The following is a 21,159-nucleotide window of genomic DNA, read 5'->3' as shown; positions in this document are numbered from 1 at the left end:
ATTGCTCATTCGGTTGCCGCGGCCTTGACCGAGTCGGCATAAAAAATCTGGCGCGCGTGCAGGCGCTCGCGATAGCGCTGCTGGCTGGCACCGAGATGCGCGCGCATCGCCTCCCGCGCCGCTTCGGCATCGCCTGCCGAGATGGCGTTGAGGATCATCAGGTGTTCGCGCTGCAGGCCGCGCTGGTAGGCGTCGGACTGTGCGAACTCCGTCGACCAGGGCGAGGTCACGTCGCAAGGAATGGCGCGCCGGCCGAGCACGTCGAGCATCTCGACATAGAACGGATTGTTGGTGGCGCTGGCGATTGCGCGGTGGAAGGCAAGGTCGGCCGGTCCAGTCGGCTCGCTGTTGAGGAGCAGCCGTTCGAACTCGAAGAAGGCTTCCTGGATTGCCGCTTCCTGCGCGGCGTTGCGCCGGATGGCGGCGAGCCCGGCGGATTCGATCTCGATCGCCAACCTGACTTCGAGCACGTTGAGGGCAATCGAATCCTTGCTGCCCATCTCCGCTGCCAGAGCACCGAACGCTGTCGAGATATGTTCGGTGACGAAAACGCCGGCGCCTTGGCGCGGCTCGACCAGGCCGTCCGCGGCAAGCTTGGCCAGCGCCTCGCGTATCACGGTGCGGCTGACCCCGAAGGTTTCCGTCAGTTGGCCCTCGGTCGGCAGCTTTTGCCCAGGCTGGATCTCGCCCGCCTGCAGCTGCTTGCGGATCGCCGCGACGACGGTTTCCGAAAGCTTCGGTCTTCGTTCGACGCGGAGCCCGACGGCAGTGTCCGAGGCCATGTCGCACCCCCTATTTGAAGACGCTCGGCAGCCATAGCGAAATGGCCGGAATGTAAGTGACGAGCGCCAGCACCACGAGGCCTGCGCCATAGAACGGCCAGATCGAGCGCATCGATTCCCAGACGGATATCTTGCCCACTGCGCATGCCACGAACTGCACTGCGCCCACCGGCGGCGTGTTCAGCCCAATGCCGAAATTGAGGATCATGATGACGCCGAAATGCACCGGATCGACGCCGTAGGCCTGCGCCACGGGCAGGAAGATCGGCGTGCAAATGATGATCGTCGGCCCCATGTCCATGAACGTGCCGAGGAACAGCATCAAGAGGTTGAGCAGGAGAAGCACGACCAGCGGATCGTCCGAGATCGCGTTCATGGAGGCGATGAGCGCTGCCGGCACTTTCAGGAAGGCCATCAGCCACGAGAACGCCGCCGCCATGCCGATGATGAGCAGCACCATGGCCGTGGTGCGCACGGCGCCATGGGTGGCATGAACGAACCCTTCCCAGGTCATCTGCCGGTAAACGAAGACGGTCACGAGCAGCGCATAGATGACGGCGATACAGGAACTCTCGGTGGCGGTGAAGACGCCCGATCGCACGCCGCCGAAGATGATCGCGATCAGCAGCAGGCCGGGCACGGCGACGGCGAAAAGATGCGCGACCGCGGTGAAGCCCGGAAACGCCTCGGTCGGATAGCCGCGGGAGCGCGCCACGATATAGGCGGTGACCATCAGCGACAGGGCCAGTAGCAGGCCCGGGATGATACCGGCCGTGAACAGATCGGCGATGGAGATCTTTCCGCCTGCCGAGATCGAGTAGATGATCATGTTGTGCGACGGCGGCAGCAGCAGCGCGATCAGTGCCGCCATCGACGTGACGTTGACGGCGTAGTCCGCTCCATATCCACGCGCCTTCATCTGCGGGATCATCAGGCCGCCTACCGCCGCTGCCTCCGCCACCGCTGAGCCGGAAATGCCGCCGAACAGTGTAGCGGTTGCAATGTTGACCTGCCCGAGGCCGCCGCGCAAATGGCCGACGAGCGAGCCGGCGAAGGCAACGATCTTGCTGGCGATGCCGCCGCGCACCATCAAGTCGCCGGCGTAGATGAAAAACGGAATGGCCAGCAGTGAAAAGACGCTCATGCCGGAATTCAGGCGCTGGAACACGATCAGCGGCGGCAGGCCCATATAGAGGACGGTGGCGAGGCTTGCGACGCCGAGGCAGAAAGCGATCGGCGTGCCGATAAGCATCAGCAGGGTGAAGACGCCGAAGAGAATCCACAGTTCCATGGCGTCAGACCTTCACGTTGGCGGTGTCGAGTTCGGCCGCGACTTCGGCCGGCGGCAGTTCATCGAGGGCATTGTCGATCGGCGCGCCGGAGAGGCGAAGCACAATGCGCTCCAGCGTGAAGAGCACGATGAGCGCGCCTCCCGCGACAAGCGGGACGTAGTCCCAACCCCCCGATATGCCGAGCGACGGCAAGACAGAGCCCCAGGTCAATGCGACCAGCTGACTGCCGTACCAGATCATGCCGATGCCGAAGGCGAGCGCGACGAGGTCCGAAATCATCCGCAGCCAGCGCTTGCCGCCTTTCGGCAGCACGTAGAGCAGGACGTCAAAGCCGAGGTGATAGTTCTCGCGCACGCCGACGGCAGCGCCGAGGAAAATGAACCAGCTCATCAGCATCACCGAGCCCGGCTCGGTCCAGCTCGGCGAACGGTTCAGAACATAACGGCCGAATACCTGCCAGGCGACGAAGGCGGTCATCAGCACCAGCCCGATGCCGGCGATCGACAGCGCCGCCGTGCTGACGCGCGACATCACTTGCGCGACGCCGGACAGGAGCGGTGTTGGTCTTGGGCTGGAAGTCACCGGTTTTCTCCCCAGGAGGATGGCGGCACGGAATGTCCGCGCCGCCGCTTGATCACTGCACGGCCTTGATGGCTTCGACCATGGCCTTCAGCTTGTCGTCCTTGACGTGCTTCTCGTAGACCGGCCCCATCGCGTCGATGAAGGGCTGCTTGTCCGGCGTCGTGATCTGCGAACCGGCCGCCTCGACCTTGGCGCGCGATTCCTTGACCTTGGCGGTCCACAGCTCGCGCTGCTTGGCGACGCTTTCCTTGGCGGCCGCCTTGAAGATCGCCTGGTCTTCCGGCGTCAGCTTGTCCCAGCTCGACTTCGCCATGACGAAGGCTTCCGGCACCATCGTGTGCTCGTCAAGCGAATAGTACTTGGCGACTTCCGCATGCTTGGCGGTGTCGTAGCTCGGAAAATTGTTCTCCGCGCCGTCGATGACTCCGGTCTCGATCGCCGAATACACCTCGCCATACGGCATCGGCGTCGCGTTGGCGCCGAGTGCCGCCACCATGTCGACGAAGATGTCGGACTGGATGACGCGGAACTTCATCCCGGCCATGTCGGCTACGGTGTTGATCGGCTTCTTCGAATTATAGAAGGAGCGCGAGCCGCCGTCGTAAAAGGCGAGCAACACCAGCCCGACTTGGTCGAACGCCGCCGCGATCTGGTCGCCGATCGCCCCGTCCATGACCTTGTGCATATGCTCTTCCGAACGGAAGATGTAGGGCAGCGAGGGCACGGTGGTCTCGGGGATGAGCCCGTTGAACGGCGCCATCGAGACGCGGTTGAGATCGATCACGCCGGTGCGCACCTGCTCGATCGTGTCCTTTTCCTCGCCAAGTTGCGCGGAAGGATAGATCTCGACCACATAGCGGCCGGCCGTGCGCTCCTTCACCAGCTTGCCGAAATATTTGACCGCCTCGACCGTCGGATAGCCGTCCGGGTGCGTGTCGGACGAGCGCAGGACCGTCTGGGCGCTTGCCGATCCGGCCAGCAGTGCGGCGGCAAGTAGCGTAGCTCCCGCCAGTCTTGAAAAATGCAGCATTGGTTTCCTCCCGTTTGAACGATGGCGGCAAGCGCCGTTAGAGCCGGTACGCCTTTTTCGCGAGCGTATAGGCAAGTTCCTGCGCCAGCTCATGCGCCTCGTCTTCGCCGAGCCGATGCTCGGCGACGAGACGCGCCAGAAAAGCGCAATCGACCCGGCGCGCCACATCATGGCGGGCCGGTATGGATGGAAAGGCGCGGGTGTCGTCGTTGAAACCGACGGTGTTGTAGAAACCGGCCGTTTCGGTGGTCATCTCGCGGAACCGGCGCATGCCTTCGGGGCTGTCGTGGAACCACCAGGCCGGCCCGAGCTTCAATGCCGGGTAGACGCCGGCGAGCGGCGCCAGCTCGCGCGCATAGCTGGTCTCGTCGAGCGTGAAGAGGATGACGGTGAGGTCGCGCTCCAGCCCGACGCAGTCGAGCAGCGGCTTCAGCGCCGTCACATAGTCGGTTCGGGTCGGGATATCGAAGCCTTTGTCCCTGCCGAACTTGTGAAAGACAGCCGGCGAATGATTGCGCCAGGAGCCGGGATGGATCTGCAGGACCAGCCCGTCGTCGCGGCTCATCTTGGCCATCTCGGTCAGCATCTGGGCGCGGAACAGCTTTCGCTCGCGCTCGTCGTTCGAGCCCCGGCGGATGCGGTTGAACAGCTCCTGCGCGGCGGCATCTGAGAGATTGGCGGTTTCGGCCGTCGGATGGCCGTGATCGGAGGAAGTCGCGCCAAAGCTCTTGAAGAAGGCGCGCCGCTGGCGATGCGCATCGAGATAGCCGGCCCAATTGCCGGTGTCGCAGCCGGTGATCTCGCCAAGCCGGTCGAGATTGGCCGAGAAGCCTTCGAAGTCGGGATCGACGATCGCATCCGGCCGATAGGCGGTGACGACGCGGCCCTCCCAGCCGCTGTCGCGGATCATCTGGTGCCATCGGAGATCGTCGAGCGCGCCTTCGGTCGTTGCGATGACTTCAATATTGAAGCGCTCGAACAGCGCTCGCGGGCGAAAATTCTCCCACTGCAGCAAGGTCGAGATCATATCGTAATGGCGGTCGGCGGTTGCGGCCGTCAGCGGCTCGTCGATGCCGAACAGATGGGCAAGCACATGGTCGAACCACAGCCGGGTCGGCGTGCCGCGGAACAGGTAATAATGCTCGGCGAAGCGCCGCCAGATCGTTCTGCCGTCGGTTTCTACCGGCGAGCCGTCAAGCGTCGGCACCCCAAGCTCCTCAAGCCGAACGCCCTGGCTGAACAGCATGCGGAAAATGTAGTGGTCCGGCACGATCAGCAACTGCGCCGGATCGGGAAACGCCTCGTTGAGCGCATACCAGCGCGGATCGGTGTGGCCGTGCGGGCTGACGATCGGCAGGTCTTTGACCGCTGCATAGAGATCGCGGGCCAGCGAACGCGGGCGCGCCTCGGCGGCAAACAGCAAGTCCGGATCCGTCAATGCGGCCACGTGAATCCTCCCAATCCGGACATCGGTAGGGTCGCAAAGAAATAATGTCAACATACAAAAACTGGGTTGTTGTATGATGACTTTTCGTCGGCCATTGCCCATTGTGCGTGACGGCATCGGGTGTTACGCCGCCTGCCAGCAGTGACCCAACAATCTCGATCAGACACGTGGCGCAATGATCAGTAGACGCCTTTCCAACAGCACGCTGAAGGCACTGCCGGCTTCGGTCGCGGTCCCGCGCTACGCCCGCGGCGGCGTCGCACCGGGCATCGTCCATCTCGGCGTCGGTGCCTTCCATCGCGCCCACCAGGCGGCCTATGTCGACGACTGCCTGGCGGCGGGCGAGGCGGACTGGGGCATTGTCGGCGTGTCCTTGCGCAGTCCTGACACGCGCGACGCACTGGCGCCGCAGGATGGCCTCTATACGCTGGCGATCAGGAGCAGCGTCGGCGAAGAGCTGCGCGTCGTCGGCTCGATCCTGTCGCTGCTGGTGGCGCCGGAAGATCCGGCTGCGGTGCTCGCCGCCCTGACCGATCCGCGCACCCGCATCGTCACGCTGACGATCACCGAAAAGGCCTATTTGAGGGCAGCCGGCGGCGGCCTCGACAATACCCACCCCGACATCGTCCATGATCTGGCCAAGCCGCAAATGCCACGGACGGCGCATGGTTTCCTGACCGAGGCGCTGTCGCGCCGCCGTGCCGCCGGCATCCAGCCTTTCACCGTGCTCTGCTGCGACAACCTTCCGGCCAATGGTGCCACGCTGCACCGCCTGCTTGTCGAATTCGCCGCACTGCGCGATGCCAGGCTCGCCACTTCGGGCGATGCCAGGCTCGCCGCACACATCGCCGACGGCGTCGCCTTCCCGTCGAGCATGGTCGACCGCATCGTGCCGGCGACCACCGATGCCGACCGGGCGCGTATCGCCGTCGAGCTCGGCGTCGAGGATGCCTGGCCGGTGATGACCGAGCCGTTCTGCCAATGGGTGGTCGAGGATGATTTCCCGGCAGGCAGGCCGGCCTGGGAAAAGTTCGGCGTCACCATGGTCGGCGACGTCGGGCCCTTCGAGGACATGAAGCTGCGGCTGCTCAACGGCTCGCATTCGGCAATCGCTTATCTTGGCCTGCTCAGCGGCTACGACACGGTCGATCGCGCCTTTGCCGATCCGGCAATCCGGCAATTCGTCGATGGACTATGGGCCGAGGCCGTCCCGACGCTGCCGCAGGACGCCGGGCTCGATACGGCCAGCTACACGGCCCAGCTCGCCGAACGCTACTCGAACACCGCGCTCGCCCATCGCACCGCGCAGATCGCCAATGACGGCAGCCAGAAGCTGCCGCAGCGCATCGTCGCCTCGGCCCTCGATCGGCTGGGTGCCGGTGACCCGCCCGCGTATCTCATGCTGGTGGTGGCGGCCTGGATCGCCGCTTGCGAGGCGCGCGGCAAAACTTTGCCGGAAGCCCATTTTACCGACCCGATCGACACTCGGCTTATGGCGCTCGGCAGCCGGCCGGCTGATGAAACGGTGACAGCGATATTCGATCTCGCCGGCTTCGCCAAGGACCATGCCCACCGCATGACACTGATCGATCTGACGGCAGCCCATCTCGAGCGCCTGCGGCGGGGCGGACCTGCCGCTGCCTTCGCGGCGCTTGGCATAGGGAGTGAGAAGCCATGAGACAAACCTGGCGCTGGTTCGGGCCGGACGATCCGGTGACGCTTGCCCATGTCCGTCAAGCCGGCGCCGTCGGCATCGTCAGCGCGCTGCATCACCTCAATGACGGCCGCGCCTGGCCGGCGGACGAGATCGCCAGGCGCAAGGCCGACATCGAGGCAGCAGGCCTGACCTGGGATGTGGTCGAGAGCATCGTCGTCCATGAGGACATCAAGACCCGCAGCGGCAACTGGCGCACCCTGATCGACAATTACAAGGCGTCGGTCCGCTCCGTCGCCGCCGCCGGGATCAATACCGTCTGCTATAATTTCATGGCGATCACCGATTGGACGCGCACCGACCTTGATTATCCCATGCCGCATGGCGGCACGGCGCTGCGCTTCGATGTCGTCGAGCTCTGCGCCTATGACGTCTTCATCCTTGAGCGAGAAGGGGCGGAGGCCGATCACCCACCGGCCCGTGTCGAGGCCGCGCGTGTGCGACTGCAAGGGATGAGCGACAGCGACAAGGCAAGGCTGGAGCGCAACCTGATCGGCTGGATCCCGGCGCGCGAATTCATCTTCGATCGGGCAAGCTTCCGCCGCGCCCTCGACCTCTACAAGGACGTCTCCACCGAAGGCCTGCGCGAAAACCTGTTTGCCTTCCTGCGCGAGATCGTGCCGGTGGCCGGAGAGGCCGGAGTCAGGATGGCGATCCACCCCGACGATCCGCCCTTTTCGTTGTTTGGCCTGCCGCGCATCGTTTCCAGCGCCAATGATGCCCGCGCGCTGCTCGACGCGGTCGCTTCGCCGGCTAACGGGCTGACCCTGTGCACCGGCTCCTACGGCGCGGGCGCGCAGAACGATCTGCCGACGATGGCCGAGGCCTTCGCCGAAAACATCCATTTCGCCCATCTGCGCAATGTCACCAAGGAGCCAGACGGCTCCTTCCACGAAGCCGAGCACCTCGACGGCGACACCGACATGGTGGCGGTCGTGTCGGCGCTGATTGGCGAAGAGCGGCGGCGCAAGGCGGCAGGCAGGGCGGACTGGCAGATCCCGATGCGTCCGGACCATGGCCATGCCATCGTCGACGACATCGGCAAGAAGGTGAACCCCGGCTATTCCTGCATCGGCCGGCTGAAGGGCCTCGCCGAACTGCGCGGCGTCATGCGCGCAGTAGAGGCACTGACGGTGTGACCAGCCCCCCTTCTCCCCTTGTGGGAGAAGGTGGCCGAGCGAAGCTCGGTCGGATGAGGGGTGTTCCAGGGAACGCCGACGTCTCGTTTCTTCCAACACCCCTCAACCGTCTCGGCGCTGTGCGCCGATCCACCTTCTCCCACAAGGGGAGAAGGCAAGGGGCGCCTGTTAAGCCGGCAACAGCGCGCCTTCGAGCGTGGTGAGCTGGTTGAGGAACTGCTCGGCCTTGCTGCGGGTCTGGTCGTCCTTGGCGTCGGCGGCGTCTTCCCTGGCCTCCTGGATGCGGCGGGCAAGGTCGGCGCGGTCGATGTCGCCGACGGCCACAGCCGATTCCGCCAGCAGCGTGCAGCCGGCCGGAACGATGTCGGCAAAGCCGCCGAACACCACGTAGCGCTCTTCCTTGCCTTGCGCGGTCTTTAGCGTGACGACGCCCGGCTTGATCGTCGTCATGACCGGCGCGTGATGCGCCATGACAGTCATTTCGCCCTCGGCGCCCGGAATGACGACGGATTCGACCTGCTCGGAAACCAAGAGGCGCTCCGGCGAGACCAGTTCGAATTTGAAAGCTTCAGGCATGATCAATTTAGCGACTGGTGAATGGTGAATGGTGAATGGTCAGAAAGAATGACCTTCACTCAGCCCCCGATTTCCTATCCGCTACTCCCCATTCACAATTCACTATTGACCATTCACCATCAGGCCGCTTCAGCGGCCAGGCGCTGTGCCTTCTCGACCGCTTCCTCGATGCCGCCGACCATGTAGAAGGCGGCCTCCGGCAGATGGTCGTAATCGCCGTTGCAAAGGCCCTTGAAGCCCTTGATGGTGTCGGCGAGGTCGACCAGCTTGCCCGGTGCGCCGGTGAACACTTCGGCGACGAAGAAGGGCTGCGACAGGAAGCGCTCGATCTTGCGGGCGCGGGCCACGGTCTGCTTATCCTCTTCCGACAGCTCGTCCATGCCCAGGATGGCGATGATGTCCTGCAGCGACTTGTAGCGCTGAAGGATCGACTGCACCTGGCGGGCGACCTGGTAATGCTCTTCGCCGACAACCATCGGGTCGAGCATGCGCGAGGTCGAATCGAGCGGATCGACCGCCGGATAGATGCCCTTTTCCGAAATCGCGCGGTTGAGCACGGTCGTCGCGTCGAGGTGGGCGAACGAGGTCGCCGGTGCAGGGTCGGTCAGGTCGTCGGCCGGCACATAGATCGCCTGCACCGAGGTGATCGAACCCTTGGTCGTCGTGGTGATACGCTCCTGCAGCGCACCCATGTCGGTGGCCAGCGTCGGCTGGTAGCCCACGGCCGAAGGAATGCGGCCGAGCAGCGCCGACACTTCCGAGCCCGCCTGCGTGAAACGGAAGATGTTGTCTACGAAGAACAGCACGTCCTGGCCCTGATCGCGGAAATATTCGGCAACCGTCAGCCCGGTCAGGCCGACGCGCGCGCGGGCGCCCGGCGGCTCGTTCATCTGGCCATAGACGAGCGCGGCCTTGGAGCCTTCGCCGCCGCCCTTCTTGTTGACGCCAGACTCGATGAACTCGTGATAGAGGTCGTTGCCTTCGCGGGTGCGCTCGCCGACGCCGGCGAACACCGAGAAGCCGCCATGCGCCTTGGCGACGTTGTTGATCAGTTCCTGGATCAGCACCGTCTTGCCGACGCCGGCGCCGCCGAACAGGCCGATCTTGCCGCCGCGGGCATAGGGGGCCAGCAGGTCGAGCACCTTGATGCCGGTGACCAGGATCTGCGCTTCCGTCGACTGCTCGACATAGGTCGGCGCCGGCTGATGGATCGAGCGCATCTCGATGCCGTCGACCGGGCCTGCCTCGTCGACCGGCTCGCCGATGACGTTGATGATGCGGCCGAGCATGCCCGGGCCGACCGGCACGGTGATCGGAGCGCCGGTATCATAGACGTCCTGGCCGCGGACCAGACCTTCGGTCGAGTCCATGGCGATGCAGCGCACGGTGTTTTCGCCCAGATGCTGGGCCACCTCTAGCACCAGGCGATTGCCGACGTTGATCGTCTCAAGCGCGTTCAGGATCGCCGGTAGATGTTCGCCGAACTGGACGTCGACAACGGCGCCGATGACCTGGCGAACCTTGCCTGCCAGGCCGGTTTTCTTGATGGTGGCGGCCGGCGCATTCACAGCGGCGACCTTGGTTGCTGCCGCTTTCTTGGCCGGAGCGGCCTTTGCTGCTGCCGGAGCCTTCGCTGGTGCCGCGGCCTTCGGGGCTGCCGTCTTCGGGGTCGCTGCTTTCGCCATCGTCCTTACCCTTTTCGTCTCTTTGTTTCTCACACGCTTGAGGTCGATGACCTCCTTGTGAGCGTGCCTAGAGCGCCTCGGCGCCCGAAATGATTTCGATCAATTCCTTGGTGATCTGCGCCTGCCGCTGGCGGTTGTAGGTGATCGACAATTTGTTGATCATGTCGCCGGCGTTGCGCGTCGCATTGTCCATGGCGCTCATCTTGGCGCCCATCTCGCCGGCAGCATTCTCGAGCAGCGCGCGAAAAACCTGCACGGAAATGTTGCGCGGGATGAGATCGGAGAGGATCTCGCCCGGCTCCGGCTCGTATTCGTAGACGGCGCTGCCGCCATCCCTCACTTCCGCGCCAGCCGCAGGCGCGCCCGCCGGGATAATTTGCTGCGCCGTCGGGATCTGGCTGATCACCGACTTGAACTGCGAATAGAACAGCGTGCAGATATCGAAGCCGCCTTCGTTGAACAGGTGGATCACCTTCTTGGCGATGGCATCGGCATTGACGAAGCCCAGCGTCTTGACCTCGCGCAGGTCGACACGCTCGATGATCAGCGCGCCGTAGTCGCGGCGCAATATGTCAAACCCCTTCTTGCCGACGCAGATGATCTTGACCTGCTTGCCGTCGGCCAGAAGCTTGCGGATGTGGTCGCGGGCAAAACGGGCGATCTGCGAATTGAAGCCGCCGCACAGGCCGCGTTCGGCCGTGCAGACAACAAGCAGATGCACGTCGTCCTTGCCGGTGCCGGTCATCAGCGCCGGGGCATCGCCGCCGCCGCCGATCGCCTGGGTGATATTGGCCAGCACCGCGCCCATGCGCTCCGAATAGGGACGCGCCGCTTCCGCCGCTTCCTGCGCGCGACGCAGCTTCGCCGCGGCGACCATCTGCATCGCCTTGGTGATCTTCTGCGTCGCCTTGACCGAGGCGATACGGTTACGAAGGTCTTTTAACGAAGGCATGCTTCAAACCTGATCCCGTCCGTCCTGCTCAAGCAAAGGTCTTGGCGAAGGCGTCGATTTCTGCCTTCAGCCTGGCGCGCAGATCGTCGGACAGCGCCTTCTCCTTGCGGATGCCGTCGAGCACGTCCTTGCCGGCCGAGCGCATATGCGACAACAGGCCATGCTCGAACTTGCCGACCTGGTTGATCGTCAGCTTGTCGAGATAGCCGTTGACGCCGGCGAAGATCACCGCGACCTGCTCCTCGACTTTGAGCGGCGAGAATTGCGGCTGCTTCAACAGCTCGGTCAGGCGCGAGCCGCGGTTGAGCAGGCGTTGCGTGGCGGCATCGAGGTCGGAGCCGAACTGCGCGAAAGCAGCCATTTCGCGGTACTGCGCGAGCTCGCCCTTGATCGATCCGGCAACCTGCTTCATCGCCTTGATCTGCGCCGAGGAGCCGACGCGCGACACCGAAAGGCCGACATTGACCGCCGGGCGCACGCCCTGGAAGAACAGATTGGTTTCCAGGAAGATCTGGCCGTCGGTGATCGAGATGACGTTGGTCGGGATATAGGCCGACACGTCGTTGGCCTGCGTTTCGATGATCGGCAGCGCAGTCAGAGACCCACCGCCATTTTCGTCATTGAGCTTGGCGGCGCGCTCGAGCAGGCGCGAGTGCAGGTAGAAGACGTCGCCGGGATAGGCCTCGCGGCCCGGCGGACGGCGCAGCAGCAGCGACATCTGGCGATAGGCGACGGCCTGCTTCGATAGGTCGTCGTAGCTGATCAGCGCGTGCATGCCGTTGTCGCGGAAATATTCGCCCATGGTGCAGGCGGTGAACGGCGCCAGGAACTGCATCGGCGCCGGATCGGAGGCGGTCGCGGCGATGATGATCGAATAGTCGAGCGCGCCGCGCTCTTCCAGGACCTTGACGAACTGCGCCACAGTCGAGCGCTTCTGGCCGACGGCGACATAGACGCAGTACAGCTTTTCCTTCTCAGGGCCGTTGTCGTGCACCGATTTCTGGTTGAGCATGGTGTCGAGGATGATCGCGGTCTTGCCGGTCTGGCGGTCGCCGATGACCAGCTCGCGCTGGCCGCGGCCGACCGGGATCAGCGCGTCGATGGCCTTGAGGCCGGTCGACATCGGCTCGTTCACCGATTTGCGCGGGATGATGCCGGGCGCCTTGACGTCGACGCGCTTGCGTTCGGTGGCCTGGATCGGGCCTTTGCCGTCGATCGGGTTGCCGAGCGCGTCGACGACGCGGCCGAGCAGGCCCATGCCGACGGGCGCATCGACGATGGCGCCGGTGCGCTTGACGGTGTCGCCTTCCTTGATGTCGCGGTCGGCGCCGAAGATGACGACGCCGACATTGTCGGCTTCGAGGTTGAGCGCCATGCCGCGAATGCCGCCGGGGAACTCGACCATCTCGCCGGCCTGGACATTGTCGAGGCCGTAGACGCGGGCGATACCGTCACCGACGGACAGCACCTGGCCGACTTCGGAGACCTCGGCTTCCTTGCCGAAATTCTTGATCTGGTCTTTCAGAATTGCGGAAATTTCCGCGGCGCGGATGTCCATCAGCCGACCTCTTTCAGTGCAAGCTTGAGCGAATTGAGTTTGGTTTTGAGCGACGTATCGATCTGGCGCGAGCCGATCTTGACCACCAGTCCGCCGAGCAGCGATGGATCGACGGTGACCGTGATCGCCACGTCCTTGCCGGCGACGCTTTTCAGCGCAGCTTTCAGCTCGGTTTCCTGGGCAGGCGTCAGCGCATGCGCCGAGGTGACCTCGGCAGCGGTCTCGCCGCGGTGTTCGGCGGCGATCTGGCGGAACGCCTTGATCATGCCGGGCACGGCGAACAGCCGGCGATTCTGGGCAACGACGCGCAGGAAATTGCCGGTGAGGCCGGTAATCCCTGCTCTGTCGGCGATCGCGGCGATCGCCTTGGCCTGGTCCTCGCTGGAGAAGACAGGGCTCCTGATCAGCCGCGAAAGGTCAGCGCTGCCTTCGAGCATCGTTTCGAACCTGTTGAGGTCGGCCTCGACGCTGGCGACCGAATTGGCCTGCAGCGCGAGTTCGAACAGCGAACCCGCATAGCGTTCTGCGACACCTGAGATTAGCGATGACGATTGGGCCACGGACCGTCTTTTCTCTTGTCTGACAGGCCGCAGATTGTTGGCGCGAGCAAAAACTCTGGCTAAATCTTTGACCTTACTGCATTTTTCCAAGCACGGAGGCGCGGCTTCCGCTATCCCCGGTCGAAAGTCGATTGCCGTCTAGCACAGGCATTTTCAGACCGCAATGCGTCGTCCGGCATGGTTTTCAGGCACTATTGTCGCATCCGCCGGGCGAGTTCAGCAACCAACCCCGGATTGATCCCTGATTCAGGGCAAAAAGCCGAAGGCGAAGGCAAGCGGCAGCGCCGCCAGCACCAGCTCGACGACGATGGAAGCCCAGTTGAACGGCGTGTTGGCGCCGTCCGACATCATCGATAGCAGCCGGCCGAAGGCGGTGAACAGCCAGGAGAAGCCGAGCGCCATATAGAGCAGCGGCTGCGCCAAGAGGATGCAGCACAGGCTGACACCGAGATAGAAGCCCGACATCCTGCCGCGACCTTCGGCGATCGCCGCCGCCTTCTCGGGCTTGACCTGCAGCCTGAGAATCCGGAAGGCCAGCCCTGGCGCCAGGAACAGCAGCAGCCCGAAAAGCAAGGTCACGACGGCGCTTGACCATGCCAGCCACTCGCCCTGGCTCATCGGCCATGGAAACGCAAATTCCATCTTGTCCCCCTCGTAGATGCATCCCTGAAATCTCGGGCAGTTTAGCGAAGCAAGAGACATTCGCCAGATAGATATTGGACACTCACGCACGATCTCTTTCAGCGGGCGATAAGAGGTCGCCGCCGATTCCAGCTCATCCCGTCGAGCAAGCTAGGCCTGTTCCTTTCCTGTATAGTTGCTATATATTATGACCACATGAGACCACAGGAGAGCGGTTGTGAAAACGATGCAGGTTCGGGATGCCAAGGCAGGATTCTCGGCGCTCGTCGAGGCCGCGGAGAACGGCGAACCAACCATCATTACGAAGCATGGTAAACCAGCGGCGGCGATCGTCTCGATCGAGGACGTTCAAAAGCTGTATCCCGTCAAGCGCCGGAACTTCGGGGAATTTCTTTTGACCTATCCCGGAGGGATAGAACTTGAGAGGAACGAAGCACCCTCGCGGGATGTCGATCTTTGAATGGCTATCTCATCGATACATCGATTCTATCCGCCTTCGCGCCCGGAAAGCCGGAGCTTGCAAAAGATGTTTCCACATGGATTGTAACGCAAGGCGAAAAGCAGACGCTGTTCGTACCTGTAATAGCAATCGTTGAAATCGAGAAGGGCATACGCAAGCTCGATCGTGCGGGTGCTACAAAACGGGTGGAGAGTCTTACTACTTGGCTCAATGATATCATCGAAGGGTTTGCTGGTCAGATTCTGGAGGTCGATACCGATATTGCGCGAAGAGCAGGCCAAATGGAGGAAGCAGCCTCTGCGCAGGGGAGAAATCCAGGCTTAGCTGACATACTCATCGGCGCCACGGCAGCAATCAAAGAGCTTACTGTGATAACAGCCAATATCCGACACTTTGAAGCGCTCGACGTGTGGTGCTGGAACATACTGCAAGACCCGCCTGCGGCCGATTAATACACTCAAGCGAGTTACAAAAAGCTCTGCGGGTCGATGTCGACCTGGACTCGCACCGAGCCCCTTATCCTCGGTCCCTCAGCCAGCATGGTGCGAATGAACCCTTGCATGTCGGCGCGCCGTTCGCCTTGGATCAGCAGGCGAAAGCGATGGCGGCCGCCGATCAATGACAGCGGCGCCTCGGCCGGGCCGAGCACGAACAGGTCGGTGGCTTGCGGCGCGGCGCGACGCAGGCCACGGGCGTGCGCTTCGGCTTCGGCCCGTGTCACCGCGCTGACGATGACGCCGGCGAGCCTGCCGAAGGGCGGCAGCCCCGCCCGCTCACGCTCGGCGATCTCGCGCTCGTAGAAGGCCTCGGCATCGCCTGAGACGATCGCGCGCATCACCGGGTGGTCGGGTTGGAAGGTCTGCAGCAGGCCGAGGCTTTTCTTGCCGGTGCGACCGGCGCGGCCGGTCACCTGGCTGAGCAGTTGGAAGGTGCGCTCGGCGGCGCGCGGGTCGCCATTGGCAAGGCCGAGATCGGCATCGACCACACCGACCAGCGTCATATTGGGGAAGTTGTGGCCCTTGGCGACGAGTTGCGTGCCGATGACGATGTCGGCCTCGCCATTGGCGATGGCTTCAAGCTCGAGCCGCAGCCGCCGCACGCCGCCCATCAGGTCCGACGACAAGACGATGGTGCGGGCATCGGGGAAATGCGCGACGACCTCCTCGGCGATGCGCTCGACGCCTGGCCCGCAGGCGACCAGATGATCGAGCGTGCCGCATTCCGGACAGGCTTCGGGCCGGCGTTCATTGTGCCCGCAGTGGTGGCAGACGAGCTGGCCGCGAAAGCGGTGCTCGACCAGCCAGGCCGAGCAGACCGGACAGCCGAAGCGGTGGCCGCAGACCCGGCAGAGCGTCAGCGGCGCATAGCCGCGCCGGTTGAGGAACAGCAGCGACTGTTCCTTTCTTTCCAGCGTCTGCCGCATATGGCCGAGCAGCACCGGCGACAGGAAGCCGCCGCGTGCCGGCGGCGCGCGGCGCATGTCGACCGTCTTGAGATCGGGAAGTGCCGCCTCGGCAAAGCGCGCCGAAAGCACCGCCCTGCTATAGCGGCCCTGGCTGGCATTGACCCGGCTTTCGACCGACGGTGTCGCCGAGGCGAGCACGACCGGAAAGCCGCCGATATGGCCGCGCACCACGGCCATGTCGCGCGCGTTGTAAAAGACGCGATCCTCCTGCTTGTAGGCGGGATCGTGCTCTTCGTCGACGACGATCAATCCAAGCTCCCTGAATGGCAGGAATAGCGCCGAGCGCGCGCCTGCGACGACCCGCACGCCGCCTTCCGCTACCTGCCGCCAGACCTTTTCGCGCATCCTTGGCGGCAGGTCCGAGTGCCATTCCGCCGGCTTGGCACCGAACCGCTCCTGGAAGCGTTCGAGGAAGGCATGGGTCAGCGCAATTTCCGGCAGCAGGATCAGCACCTGCTTGCCGCGATCGAGCGCGGCCGCAACCGCCTCGAAATAGACCTCCGTCTTGCCGGATCCGGTTACACCATCGAGCAGGGTGACGCCGAATGTGCCGGTCGCGACATTGGCGCGCAGCATCTCGGCGGCATCGCTCTGGTCAGGCATCAGTGAAGGCACGGTGTAGCCGGGATCGGGTGCTGCGACCACCGGCCGCGGGGGTATCATCACCGTCTCGAATACGCCCTGCGCCCTCAGCCCGTCCACCACCGTCGACGACACGCCTGCCGCATGCGCCAGGCCGGATCGCGTCCAGGCAAGTCCGCCTTCGGCCGTTTCCAGCACGCGCGTCCTCGCCTCCGTCATCCGGTCGGGCTTGGCGAAGGTGCGCTGCAGCCCTTCGATCCACGGCTCCGGGTCGAACGCCTCCGGCGCCCTGAGCAGCATGCGCGCCACCATGCCGGGCGGCGACAGCGTGTACTGCGCCACCCAATCGACAAAACGCCGCATCGCGCGGTCGATCGGCGGGCAGTCGAAAACCTGCTCGATCGGCCGCAATTTCTTCGCGTCGACCTTTTCGACGGCGCCGTCCCAGACGATGCCGGCGACCTGGCGGGGCCCAAGCGGAACGCGCACGATCGAGCCCGGCACCACGCGCATGCCAGCCGGCACGGCATAGGTGTAGGGGCGCTCGGCGGGCATCGGCACCAGCACCGGTGCGGCCGCGACAAAGGGCGAATCTTCGATCATGAGGCGTGACCTTGCCCCGACTCTGGTCTAGATCAAAGTCCGACCCCAAATGTGCATGACGTGCACATGAAAAATCTTCAGGAGACCGCCATGAAATTTTTTGTCGACACCGCCGATGTCAAGGAAATCCGCGAGCTGAACGATTTGGGGCTGCTCGACGGCGTAACCACCAATCCGTCGCTGATCCTGAAATCCGGCGGCAAGATCGCCGACGTCACAAGGGAGATCTGCGAGATCGTCAAGGGCCCGGTCTCGGCCGAAGTCGTCGCCACCGAATACAAGGACATGATAGCGGAGGCCAAGATCCTGGCCAGGATCGCCGACAATGTCTGCATCAAGGTGCCGCTGACGCTCGATGGCCTGAGAGCCTGCAAGGACATCCGGTCGGACGGCCGCATGGTCAACGTCACGCTGTGCTTCTCGGCCACCCAGGCGCTGCTCGCCGCCAAGGCCGGCGCCTCCTTCATCTCGCCCTTCGTCGGCCGCATCGACGACAGCGGCTGGGACGGCATGGAGCTGATTGCCGATATCCGCACCATCTACGACAATTATGACTTCCAGACCGAGATCCTGACCGCTTCTGTGCGCACCGTGAACCATGTCAAGCAGGCGGCGCTGATCGGTGCCGATGTCATCACCGCGCCGCCGGCGACGCTCAAGGCACTGGTCAAACACCCGCTGACCGACAAGGGCCTGGAACTGTTCCTCGCCGACTGGGCAAAGACTGGGCAGAAGATCGGCTGAAGCGACTATCCTACGAACAAAAAAAGGCCGAGCAATCGGCCTTTTTTTGCAGATTGCGCACTCCGGAAAGACCTAGCTTGCCGCCGGCTTGCCGTGCTTGATCAGATCCTGAGCGATCGACAGCCGCAGCACATCTGCCAGCTCGCGCGCCGCACGGTTCTCGGCGTCGATCTGGGCTCGGTATGACGCGAATTCCTGGCGCGGCCTGTCGTATGACGACGGAATCGAGCGCTTGCCCCTCGCTATGACCGTGCCCGTCTTGGCATCGCTGAGCACATAGTTGGCGGTCAGCGTTACAGTGCCGGCGGTCGGCTCGTCCTCGTCTGTCGTGACCTGCTCGATTGCCGCCGATTCGACGAGTTCGGAGACGCCGAGATCAAGCGAATAGACCGGCGAAGCCGGCTCGCCGGCGCCCTGGCCGAGCGCGAAGATCAAATTGTTGCGGACCTGCTGGGCGTAGCGGGTCTTGACCGGCTTGACCGAGATCGATGCCAGCTCGGCAGCGGCGCCGACCTGCGAGCCGGCGACCAGCGGCGCGCTCGAATAGAGCGGCCGCACCGTGCAGGCGGAAACCAGCGCCACCGAGGCGAGCAGCCCGCAAAGCACGACGCGGCGCAGCGTCAGCTCTGTCTTTCGCGGCTCAGGCAACGACATTGACGATCCTCTGCGGCACGATGATCACCTTGCGCGGCGCCTTACCTTCGAGCGCTTTCTGCACGAAGTCGAGGGCCAGAACCGCTTTTTCGACCGCACCTTGGTCCGCGTCGCGGGCAATTGTCAAATCGCCGCGCTTCTTGCCGTTGACCTGGACGGGCAGCACGATCTCGGCGTCGACGACAAGCGAGGGATCGTAGTCCGGCCAGGGCCGTTCGGCGACAAGGTCGGTGCCGCCGAGCGTCTGCCAGCACTCCTCGGCCAGATGCGGCATGACCGGCGCGATCAGGTGCGCCAGGATCTCGACGGCCTCACGGCAGGCCGCTTGCAGCGCCGGATCGGCCTTGCCCGCTGCCGTTTCGTTGAGCGGCACGGTCAAGGCATTGGCGAGCTCATAGATGCGGGCGATGGCGCGGTTGAAGGCGAGCTTTTCGATATCCTCGCCGACCGACTTCAAGATCTTGTGCGCGGCCTTGGACACTGTCCCGGCCTCGCCGTCCTTTGCCGCCTCTGGCCGGACTCCGGCGAGCGATTCGGCAGCCGTCGACACCAGGCGCCAGATGCGCTGGATGAAGCGGTGCGCGCCGGCCGCGCCCTCGTCGGTCCATTCGACATCGCGTTCGGGCGGCGAGTCCGACAGCATGAACCAGCGCGCCGTATCGGCGCCGTAGCCGTCGGTGATCTCTTCCGGACTCACCGTATTCTTCTTCGACTTCGACATTTTTTCGAGCGGACCGATCACCGCCTCTTCGCCGGTGGCGATTTCGAAGGCGCGGCGCTTTCCGTCGGCGTCTTCCAGCCTGACCTCGCTTGGCGCAAGCCAGCGGCCGTTCGAGGCGCCGCCAACCCGATAGGTCTCGTGCACCACCATGCCTTGCGTGAACAGGCCCCTGAACGGCTCGGCGAGATCGACATGGCCGGTCTCGCGCATGGCGCGGGTGAAAAAGCGCGAATAGAGCAAATGCAGGATCGCATGCTCAATACCGCCAATATACTGGTCAACCGGCAGCCATTCAGTCGCGGCCTCGGGATCGGTCGGATCATTTGCCCACGGCGCGGTGAAGCGAGCGAAATACCACGAAGAATCGACAAATGTGTCCATCGTGTCGGTTTCTCGCCGCGCATCCTTGCCGCAACGCGGGCATTTGACGCGCCGCCATGTCGGATGGCGATCGAGCGGATTGCCCGGCCGGTCGAACTCGATGTCGTCCGGCAGCTTGACCGGCAGGTCGGCTTTCGGCACCGGCACCACGCCGCAATCCTCGCAATGGATCATCGGGATCGGGCAGCCCCAATAGCGCTGGCGCGAAATGCCCCAGTCGCGCAGGCGGAAATTCACCTTGCGCTCTGCCATCGGCCGGTTGCCGATGGTCCTTTGTTCCAGCAGCTTCGCCACCTCGTCGAATGCCTGATCCGGCTTCATGCCGTCGAGGAAGCGCGAATTGATCATCGCGCCATCATCGACGTAAGCCTCGTCGATGACCTGGAAGCTTCCTTGATTCTCGCCTTCCGGCATCACCACCGGAATGACCGGAAGGCCGTATCTGTTGGCGAAGTCGAGGTCGCGCTGGTCATGTGCCGGGCAGCCGAAGATGGCGCCGGTGCCATAGTCCATCAGCACGAAATTGGCGACGTAGACGGGTAGCGTCCACCTCTCGTCGAACGGATGGACGACGCGAATGCCGGTATCGAAACCCTTCTTCTCGGCCGTCTCCAATGCCGCCGCCGAAGTGCCCATATGGCGGACTTCGTCGATGAACTTTGCCAGTGCCGGATTGTCTTCGGCGGCCTTTTTGGCCAGCGGATGGTCGGCCGCAATCGCCATGAAGGACGCGCCGAAGATGGTGTCGGGCCTGGTCGTATAGACTTCGAGCTCATGCTCGCCGGCGATTGGCTTGGCCAGCGGCCAGCGGATCAGCAGCCCTTCTGAACGGCCGATCCAGTTCGCCTGCATCAGCTTCACTTTTTCCGGCCAGTCGTCGAGCTGATCGAGCGAATCCAGCAGATCCTGCGCATAATCGGTGATCTTGAAGAACCACTGCGTCAGCTCGCGCTGTTCCACCAGCGCGCCTGAGCGCCAGCCGCGTCCGTCGATGACCTGCTCGTTGGCAAGCACCGTCATGTCCTCCGGATCCCAGTTGACCTTGGAGGATTTGCGCGTCACCAGCCCCTTCTCGACGAAATCGAGGAACAGCATCTGCTGGCGGTGATAGTAGTCGACATCGCAGGTGGCGAACTCGCGCGCCCAATCGAGCGACAGGCCCATGACCTTGAGCTGCTCGCGCATGGCGGCAATGTTCTGATAGGTCCAGTCCTTGGGATGGACCTTGTTCTGCATCGCCGCGTTTTCGGCTGGCATGCCAAAGGCGTCCCAGCCCATCGGGTGCAGCACGTTGAAACCCTTGGCCCGCTTGTAGCGCGCCACCACGTCGCCCATCGTATAGTTGCGGGTATGGCCGATATGGATGCGCCCCGACGGATAGGGGAACATCTCCAGCACGTAGTATTTCGGGCGCGGGTCGTCATTGTCGGCTTCGAACAGCTTCTTGGCGTCCCAGGCCTTCTGCCATTTGGGCTCTGACGCGCGCGGATTGTATCGTTCGGTTGCCATCGGGTGTTTTTCACTTAAAAGCATGCGCGAGCCGCCGGACAATGCCCGGGCGGCTCAGGAAATGTCGTCGCGGTGTTCATC

At 63.7% G+C, this 21,159-nt stretch carries 19 protein-coding genes; 5 read left to right on the top strand and 14 right to left on the bottom strand.

Annotated elements, in window-relative coordinates; genetic code table 11:
- Window positions 1-5: 5 nt before the first annotated feature.
- The 5 genes from NKH41_RS05845 to uxaC all read right to left on the bottom strand — a co-directional run bounded on the left by NKH41_RS05845 (window position 6) and on the right by uxaC (window position 5,133).
- Window positions 6-782, bottom strand: coding sequence for a FadR/GntR family transcriptional regulator (locus NKH41_RS05845; RefSeq protein WP_352618125.1), 777 nt, complete (start codon window positions 780-782; stop codon window positions 6-8).
- A gap of 10 nt (window positions 783-792) precedes the next feature.
- The gene (locus tag NKH41_RS05840; protein ID WP_023678089.1) at window positions 793-2,073 is read right to left on the bottom strand and encodes a TRAP transporter large permease; all 1,281 of its coding nucleotides are present in this window, start codon (window positions 2,071-2,073) and stop codon (window positions 793-795) included.
- A gap of 4 nt (window positions 2,074-2,077) precedes the next feature.
- On the bottom strand, window positions 2,078-2,605 hold the full coding sequence (locus NKH41_RS05835) for a TRAP transporter small permease (RefSeq protein WP_352767677.1): 528 nt from the start codon (window positions 2,603-2,605) through the stop codon (window positions 2,078-2,080).
- Between the two features lie 103 nt (window positions 2,606-2,708).
- On the bottom strand, window positions 2,709-3,686 hold the full coding sequence (locus NKH41_RS05830) for a TRAP transporter substrate-binding protein (RefSeq protein ID WP_352613284.1): 978 nt from the start codon (window positions 3,684-3,686) through the stop codon (window positions 2,709-2,711).
- 37 nt (window positions 3,687-3,723) lie between these two features.
- Entirely contained in the window at window positions 3,724-5,133 is a 1,410-nt protein-coding gene (gene uxaC, locus NKH41_RS05825) for a glucuronate isomerase (RefSeq protein WP_352767543.1), read from the bottom strand.
- A 175-nt stretch (window positions 5,134-5,308) separates the two neighbouring features.
- Between uxaC and NKH41_RS05820 the strand changes: the two genes are divergently transcribed.
- Window positions 5,309-6,811: a mannitol dehydrogenase family protein gene (locus NKH41_RS05820; RefSeq protein WP_352767541.1), complete on the top strand. Its 1,503-nt coding sequence runs from the start codon at window positions 5,309-5,311 to the stop codon at window positions 6,809-6,811.
- Window positions 6,808-7,986, top strand: coding sequence for a mannonate dehydratase (uxuA, locus tag NKH41_RS05815; RefSeq protein ID WP_352778425.1), 1,179 nt, complete (start codon window positions 6,808-6,810; stop codon window positions 7,984-7,986). Before NKH41_RS05820 ends, uxuA begins: the two co-directional genes overlap by 4 nt.
- A gap of 168 nt (window positions 7,987-8,154) precedes the next feature.
- On the opposite strand, the gene NKH41_RS05810 is transcribed toward uxuA, so the two are convergent.
- The 6 genes from NKH41_RS05810 to NKH41_RS05785 all read right to left on the bottom strand — a co-directional run bounded on the left by NKH41_RS05810 (window position 8,155) and on the right by NKH41_RS05785 (window position 13,959).
- The gene (locus NKH41_RS05810; protein ID WP_023678096.1) at window positions 8,155-8,562 is read right to left on the bottom strand and encodes a F0F1 ATP synthase subunit epsilon; all 408 of its coding nucleotides are present in this window, start codon (window positions 8,560-8,562) and stop codon (window positions 8,155-8,157) included.
- Between the two features lie 119 nt (window positions 8,563-8,681).
- Window positions 8,682-10,247, bottom strand: a complete 1,566-nt coding sequence (atpD, locus tag NKH41_RS05805) for a F0F1 ATP synthase subunit beta (RefSeq protein WP_352613276.1) — start codon at window positions 10,245-10,247, stop codon at window positions 8,682-8,684.
- 67 nt (window positions 10,248-10,314) lie between these two features.
- Window positions 10,315-11,199, bottom strand: a complete 885-nt coding sequence (locus NKH41_RS05800; protein ID WP_352471280.1) for a F0F1 ATP synthase subunit gamma — start codon at window positions 11,197-11,199, stop codon at window positions 10,315-10,317.
- Between the two features lie 28 nt (window positions 11,200-11,227).
- Window positions 11,228-12,757, bottom strand: coding sequence for a F0F1 ATP synthase subunit alpha (atpA, locus tag NKH41_RS05795; protein WP_352471281.1), 1,530 nt, complete (start codon window positions 12,755-12,757; stop codon window positions 11,228-11,230).
- Complete coding sequence (locus tag NKH41_RS05790; RefSeq protein WP_352767534.1) at window positions 12,757-13,317, bottom strand: F0F1 ATP synthase subunit delta; 561 nt, start codon at window positions 13,315-13,317, stop codon at window positions 12,757-12,759. The genes atpA and NKH41_RS05790 overlap by 1 nt, the downstream gene beginning before the upstream one ends.
- Before the next feature lie 246 nt (window positions 13,318-13,563).
- Window positions 13,564-13,959, bottom strand: coding sequence for an AGROH133_08824 family phage infection protein (locus tag NKH41_RS05785; protein WP_352500793.1), 396 nt, complete (start codon window positions 13,957-13,959; stop codon window positions 13,564-13,566).
- A 217-nt stretch (window positions 13,960-14,176) separates the two neighbouring features.
- On the opposite strand from NKH41_RS05785, the gene NKH41_RS05780 reads away from it, so the two are divergent.
- Together NKH41_RS05780 and NKH41_RS05775 are read left to right on the top strand one after the other, a co-directional pair.
- Window positions 14,177-14,419, top strand: a complete 243-nt coding sequence (locus NKH41_RS05780; protein WP_352479579.1) for a type II toxin-antitoxin system Phd/YefM family antitoxin — start codon at window positions 14,177-14,179, stop codon at window positions 14,417-14,419.
- Complete coding sequence (locus NKH41_RS05775) at window positions 14,416-14,871, top strand: PIN domain-containing protein (protein WP_352767533.1); 456 nt, start codon at window positions 14,416-14,418, stop codon at window positions 14,869-14,871. Before NKH41_RS05780 ends, NKH41_RS05775 begins: the two co-directional genes overlap by 4 nt.
- Window positions 14,872-14,885: 14 nt before the next feature.
- On the opposite strand, the gene NKH41_RS05770 is transcribed toward NKH41_RS05775, so the two are convergent.
- Window positions 14,886-17,069: a primosomal protein N' gene (locus NKH41_RS05770; RefSeq protein ID WP_352767532.1), complete on the bottom strand. Its 2,184-nt coding sequence runs from the start codon at window positions 17,067-17,069 to the stop codon at window positions 14,886-14,888.
- A gap of 90 nt (window positions 17,070-17,159) precedes the next feature.
- Here NKH41_RS05770 and fsa point away from each other — a divergent pair, with 90 nt between their 5' ends.
- Window positions 17,160-17,813 carry a fructose-6-phosphate aldolase gene (fsa, locus tag NKH41_RS05765; RefSeq protein ID WP_352767530.1) on the top strand — a complete coding sequence of 218 codons (654 nt, stop codon included), beginning with the start codon at window positions 17,160-17,162 and terminating at the stop codon, window positions 17,811-17,813.
- Window positions 17,814-17,885: 72 nt separating this feature from the next.
- On the opposite strand, the gene NKH41_RS05760 is transcribed toward fsa, so the two are convergent.
- A complete protein-coding gene (locus NKH41_RS05760; protein WP_352489176.1) occupies window positions 17,886-18,467 on the bottom strand; it encodes an LPS assembly lipoprotein LptE in 582 nt (193 codons plus the stop codon).
- Entirely contained in the window at window positions 18,454-21,078 is a 2,625-nt protein-coding gene (gene leuS, locus NKH41_RS05755) for a leucine--tRNA ligase (protein ID WP_352767528.1), read from the bottom strand. The genes NKH41_RS05760 and leuS overlap by 14 nt, the downstream gene beginning before the upstream one ends.
- Window positions 21,079-21,159: the final 81 nt, after the last annotated feature.

The organism is Mesorhizobium sp. M1169, assembly GCF_040318345.1.
GTDB lineage: Bacteria > Pseudomonadota > Alphaproteobacteria > Rhizobiales > Rhizobiaceae > Mesorhizobium.
This window is presented reverse-complemented; position numbering and strand designations above follow the sequence as displayed.